This window comes from uncultured Campylobacter sp. (assembly GCF_938045345.1).
Classification (GTDB): domain Bacteria; phylum Campylobacterota; class Campylobacteria; order Campylobacterales; family Campylobacteraceae; genus Campylobacter_B.
The window spans coordinates 61,024-67,324 of record NZ_CALIMS010000037.1; the positions used below are offsets into that span (position 1 = coordinate 61,024).

5 protein-coding genes and 1 pseudogene are annotated in these 6,301 nt (G+C 43.5%); all 6 read left to right on the forward strand.

The annotated features are described in order from the left end of the window. The first annotated feature begins 7 nt into the window (after positions 1-7). Positions 8-568: a class II aldolase and adducin N-terminal domain-containing protein gene (locus Q0144_RS07460; protein ID WP_295152874.1), complete on the forward strand. Its 561-nt coding sequence runs from the start codon at positions 8-10 to the stop codon at positions 566-568. 132 nt (positions 569-700) lie between these two features. Next, positions 701-2,158, forward strand: coding sequence for a peptidylprolyl isomerase (locus Q0144_RS07465; protein ID WP_298062954.1), 1,458 nt, complete (start codon positions 701-703; stop codon positions 2,156-2,158). Continuing rightward, complete coding sequence (gene ftsA / locus Q0144_RS07470; RefSeq protein WP_298062956.1) at positions 2,151-3,518, forward strand: cell division protein FtsA; 1,368 nt, start codon at positions 2,151-2,153, stop codon at positions 3,516-3,518. The genes Q0144_RS07465 and ftsA overlap by 8 nt, the downstream gene beginning before the upstream one ends. A gap of 22 nt (positions 3,519-3,540) precedes the next feature. Continuing rightward, a complete protein-coding gene (gene ftsZ, locus Q0144_RS07475) occupies positions 3,541-4,701 on the forward strand; it encodes a cell division protein FtsZ (protein WP_040303139.1) in 1,161 nt (386 codons plus the stop codon). Next, positions 4,702-5,214, forward strand: a complete 513-nt coding sequence (locus tag Q0144_RS07480) for a pyridoxamine 5'-phosphate oxidase family protein (protein WP_298062958.1) — start codon at positions 4,702-4,704, stop codon at positions 5,212-5,214. It begins immediately after the preceding gene. Between the two features lie 97 nt (positions 5,215-5,311). Next, positions 5,312-5,731: pseudogene (locus tag Q0144_RS07485) on the forward strand (ABC transporter permease subunit); the annotation flags it as partial. Positions 5,732-6,301: the final 570 nt, after the last annotated feature.

Here is a 6,301-nt window from a genome sequence, read left to right on the forward strand (position 1 = left end):
GCGAGAGATGGACGAGTATTATTATGAAATTTTGCGCAAAATTTCGCTTTCGATGTTTAGAGATAGGCTTTTTGGGATCTTTCACGGCTCGATTTCAGCAAAAATTAAAGAAAATCAGTTCTTGATCAACAAAAAAGACGCGATTTTCGATAGCCTGGATAGAGATGATTTTATAACGCTGTTTTCAAAAAAAGACTACCGCTGGCAGGATGCTAGCATCGATAGCGACATACATATAAATATCTACAAAAATATAAAAGAGGCGAAATTCGTAACCTACGCGACACCGCCGTATCTCGTCGCATATACGCTGGAGCATGATTTTATTTTGCCGCGAGATTACTTTGGGGTGAGCAAATTTAAGCGCATTGAAATTTACGATCCTAAGAACTACGACGACTGGCACGAGCGCGCGCCGTACGAAATTTGTAACTATATGATAAATGAAAATAGCGATATAATGGTGATTCGCGGCTATGGGGTTTTTGCCCATGCAAGGAGCGCGCAGCAAATGGCAAAAAAAATAGCGATTTTAGAAATGAGTTCAAAGCTGCTTTTGCTAAGCTAAGATTAATGTATACCAAATCATTTACTAACGCGTTATAATTCGCTAAAAATGCCTATTTTTCAGCCTTACATAAGGTTTTATCTGTATAATTACTAACAAAAATTTTCTTTAGTTAGCTATTTAAGGATTTAGATGATAGAATGGATGCAAAAGCATAAGAAGTCGCTTATACCGACTATTTGGATAAGCACGATAGCTTTCGTGGGCGCAGGCTTCGTCGGCTGGGGCGCATATGATATGAACGCTAACCGCGCAGGCTCAATCGCTAGAGTAGGGCAGATTTCCATAACCAATCAAGAATATAAGATAAAATCAACCGAGTTATACAATAGATTAAACGCTATGAGCGATGGGCAATTTACTCAAGAACAAGCCAAAAATATGCATCTAGATCAGATCGCAGTAGATCAGTTAATCGGCGAAGCGTATTTTCTAAATTTTGCTAAAGACTTAGGCATTCAGGCTAGTGATAAAGATGTGGCGGAATTTGTGCTAAACTCGCCGAATTTCCAAGAAAATGGCGCATTTAGTAAGGAACTTTACGATAATGTCGTAAGGAATTCAGGACTTACTAAAAAGGAATTTGAGCGCAATCTACAAAAGGTCCTAACTTTAGAAAAGCTCGGCAAAGCACTAAAAATAACGCCTAGCCCTAAGATCGTAGAAGTATTTGCAGCATCACAGCTGATGCAGGATAAGGTTTCTGCAGAGATAATCTACGCCGATGCTAACGTCACTTTTAACGACGACGAGCTAAAGAAATTTTGGGAAGGCGAGAAATCGCACTTTATGACCGAGAAAAAATATAATCTAGGGGCCTATTTCGTGGCGCCTAGTAAAGCCGACGTGAATGAGACGGAACTAAGTAAATTTTATGAAGAGCACAGAGGCGAGTATAGAAGCCTGGATGATAAATTATTGGATTTTGCAGAAGCCAAACCTAATGTCTTAAAAGATTACCGAATGGATCAGGCTAAAAAAATTGCAAAAAAAGATTTTCCAGATATTAAAAAAGGCAAAATCGATACTAATGAAACCATAGTTGCTACGGCTAGCAATTTTCCAATATCTGAGATTGAGGTGGCAAAGCCAGGAGATGTCATCAAGCCTTTCGAGTACAAAGGCGGATATCTGATTGCTAAACTGAACGGCGTAGAGCAGCCTAGGCAGATGAGCTTTGAAGAGGCTAAGTCTTTAGCTTCTAAAGAATTTGAAACGAAAAAACGTAAAGAGCTACTTGAAAAAAGAGCCCAAGATGCGCTTAAAAATTTCAAAGGCGAAGATTTCGGCACCTTATCTCTAAATAGTAAAAACAACACCAAGCTAAGCGATGACGAATTTTATAAATTTCTTATTGATATGTTTAATAGGCCTGCCAAAGAAGGGATAGTGATGTTTGGTAATAAAGCCGTAGTGTATAAAATTTCACAGCAGAGCCTAGGTAGCAGCGAAGAGATAGATAAAGAAAAAGCGATCGTCGCCGATAGAATAACCACGTTATTAAATTCTAATCTGCAAGATGATCTAACCAAAATGCTAGAAAAGCGCTATAAAACCGAAAGATATTTTAAAGGTAGAGACAGTGAGTGAGTATATTTTAGGTCTAGATATAGGCTCAACTAAAATTCGCGCGATAATCGCTAAAAATGATGGCATTTTTACGGTCTTAGGCGTTGGCGGAGCCGATACTTTAGGTATCAAAAAGGGCGTCATAACAAACATAGAGCAGGCCGCGGGCTCAATAAAGCAGGCGGTGAAAGCAGCAGTAAAAGGCGCTGGTAGAAGCTATGATAAAGCCATTATATCTATCTCGGGCTCATACGCCAAAAGCGTTAAATCTCGCGGTGTCATAACTATGGAAAATGAGATTGGACTGGATGAAATCAAGCGCGCTATGCAGGTTGCCGAAGCGCAAGCAAATGTGCCTAGCGATAGCGTAATCTTGCATGTGCTTCCGTATGATTTCAGAGTTGATGAGCAGGAACACATCGAGGATCCCCTCGGTATGAGTGGCACCCGCCTGGAGGTATCTACCCATATCGTTATCGCGCCGGAAAGCTCTATTAAAAATTTAAAAAAATCCGTCGAGATGGCGGGCGTTAAGGTCGATAATATCGTCCTTTCAGGCTACGCATCATCTATATCTACGCTTAGCAAAGATGAAAAAGAGCTAGGCGTCGTGCTGATTGATATGGGCGGCGCTACGTGTGATATAGTCATCCACCTGGGGAATTCCTTGCGTTATAACGATGTTGTGATGTTTGGCTCCAATAACGTTACTAACGATCTATCGCGCGCACTACATACGCCGCTTCCATATGCGGAAAACATAAAGATCACCTATAACGATCTGATTAATCAAGGCAATAGTGAAGTTGAATTGCCTGCTTTAGGAGATAGCGAGTCGGAAAACCACATCATAAGCCTCGAGATCATCTCTCAAGTCATCCTCGCTCGTGTTAAAGAAACCTTCGATATGATAGCCGATAAGATCGAAAGAAGCGGCTATAAAGACCGCATAGGCGCAGGTATCGTCATCACCGGCGGCATGGCGAAGCTAGACGATGTGCGCGATTTAGCGGCAATAGTTTTTGATAATACTTCCGTTAGGGTTGCGAGAGCAAAGAGCGTGGGCGGTCTGCACGAGATTGCTGATGATATTTCAAATTCTTGCGCACTAGGACTTTGCATGTATGGTTTCGGCGAATTCACCCCTTACGAGATGGACTCTAACGGCAAACTCCGCTACAAAGACGAAGTTATAAACAAGGCTCCGAAACGAAATGTGAACGAATATTATGAAAAAGAGGTCAGCAAGGCGATAGAAAAAGAGGGCGTCAGGGCGGATAGCGGTGCGGCTAAGAAGGAGGATCTAAATATCCAACTTCCCAAAAAAGACGGACAGAATTTTTTCAATAAAATTTGGTCATCTATGAAAAATTGGTTTTAAATTTTAAGCTAAGGAGATACTCGTGAAAGGATACAGCATGGAAGAAAGAAAGGGCATCTATGGTGCTAAGATGAAGGTGATCGGCGTCGGCGGCGGCGGATGCAATATGATCAATCATATGATTCGCGAGGGTTTTACTAAAACAGACGTCGAACTAATGGTGGCTAACACCGATGCACAGGCTTTAGAAAAATCGATCGCAAATACTAGAATTTTACTAGGCGAAAACACCACCAAAGGCCTTGGCTGCGGTATGGATCCGGCGCTTGCTAAGATGGCTGCGGAGGAGAACTACGACGATCTTAAGGACCGCTTGGACTACTCCGATATCGTTTTTGTGGGCTCAGGTCTAGGCGGCGGTACCGGCACGGGCGCTGCGCCTATCGTAGCTAAAGCTGCGAAAGAGAAAAAAGCGCTAACTATCGGCGTCGTTACCACCCCTTTCGGTTTTGAGGGTAAAAAGCGCATGCGATTAGCACAAGAGGGTCTTGAAGAGCTTAAAAAAGAGTGCGATTCCATAATCGTTATCCCAAATCAAAATTTATTAAAGATCATCGATAAAAAAACCGGCCTAAAAGATGCCTTTAAAATCGTAGATAATGTCCTATTTCAAGCCGTAAACGGTATGATCTCCGTGATCTTAGAGTCCGGCGATAGCGATATTAACGTCGATTATGCCGACGTAAAAAAGGTAATGACGCACCGCGGTTTGGCGCTTATGGGTATCGGCGTTAGCGAAGGTGATGGCGCGGCAGAAGAAGCGCTAAAAAGTGCGATCCAATCTCCGCTTTTGGACAATACCTCCATCCACGGCGCTATGGGTGTGCTAGTGCATTTTAAGATGTCGCCTGATTGCTCCTTGCTTGAGATCGAATCCGCGATGAATATCATCGAAGATACCGTGGATAAGGATGCCGACGTTACCTGGGGCACCACCACCGATCCTAAGATGGAAAATAACCGCGTCGAGGTTACTCTCATTGCCACCGGCTTTGAAAGGAGCATCGAGGAAAAAAAGCAGGTCGCCAGCGATAACGTAGCAGATCGCAGGAAGGCGCTTTTAGAGAGCATGGGTCGAAATTCTATCTTTTCTAGACAAAAGGTAAGTAGCGGCGATTTTAACGGAGACGAAACCTACGACGAGCTCGATGAGCCCGCATTCTTACGCAACCAGATGGACTAAATGCGCAGACGAGATAGGCAGCTAAGCGAAGATGAGGCGTTAAAAATCATCGACGAGAGCGAATATGCTACGCTTAGCTGCATAGATGATAGCGGCGAAATTTTTAGCGTGCCTATCTCGCTGGTGCGCGATGCGGACGTTATTTATATCCACGGCGCTCCTGCCGGCACAAAGGCAAAACTCTTTCAAAACGGACGCGCGGTAACGGCGGTTTTTGTTAGCTATAACCGCGTTCCTACCCCAAGCGACGAAGAATACCGATCTATCGCAAACGACGCTGCCGCTTTAGGCTCTAGAGTTTATACGACGGAGTACCGCAGCGCGATCGCCATTTGCGAAGCAAACGAAGTGTTAGATGACGAGCGTAAAATTTACGCCCTGCGGATACTTTGCGAAAAATACACCCCAAACTACATGTCGCGCGTGGAATTTGCCTCCAGAGCATCATTAAAGCGCATGAAAATTTACGAACTCAAAATAAAATCCGTAACCGCAAAGGCTAAAATTTTATAGTATTAAATTTAAGAAATCTAAATTTAAATTGCTTGATTTCTTAAAATTTCAAGTTTGAATGCTAGGCAAATTTTAATCTGAAATTTCGTATCGCCAAATTACAAAGCTTCTTGTGGGCGCGAGTATCGGCACCACCGCGGCGATCGTGCCGCTTACTATCGGCTCAGCGCCCTTTATCGCGCGGCTCATCGAAAGTGCGCTGCTGGAGGTCGATAGCGGCGTGATCGAGGCGGCGAAGAGCTTCGGCGCGAGCAAGACGCAGATTATCTTTCGCGTGATGTTCGTCGAGGCGCTACCTAGCATCATCGGTGCGATTACGCTCACGCTCATCGTCATCATCGGATTTACGGCGATGGCGGGCACGGTCGGCGGTGGTGGGCTCGGCGACGTGGCGATCCGCTACGGCTTTCAGCGCTTCCGCCCCGATATAATGACATATACAGTCGTGATCCTGATCGTGCTCGTGCAGATCATACAAAGCATCGGAAATTTACTCTATAAAATCACAAAAAAGTAGGCGGCATATGGGCGGCGGAATTTTATGATGAAATTTTATCTGCTTTACTTTTGCTGCGGGATTCTGTTCTTACTGCAGGATTTCATCTTTGCTTGAGACTCTGCGTTTGCTTGTGAGACTCTACTCTTACTAGCAAATTCGACATTCACTCGCAAGGCTCCGCTTTCACTCATTAGATTGCACCCTCGCCGTGAAATTTTGCCGTAAATTTTAATCTGAAATTTTGTATTGCAAATTTTAAAGCGGCATAGAAAGCATAGAATTTTATGAATTATCTTACGCCGCTTGCGGTAAAATTTTACGCGGGCGGATACGGCGCGTTTAATAAGATCATTATCTGCATAAGAGCGAAGCTATGAAATTTATCTAGTGCGTAGCATCTAAATTTAAAAAGGGGCGAGAAATCTCTCGCCCCTGAAATTTTAAGTATAGGATTTGATTTTATAGATGTGTGAGCTAGGGCTTGCTTTCCTCTTAAAATTTAAAACATAATCTCAAACCCTGCATTGATAGCGCCGCCTCTTGTTTTACCTACGTAGCCCTTGCCTCCTAGGCTAAGGATAAGGTTTT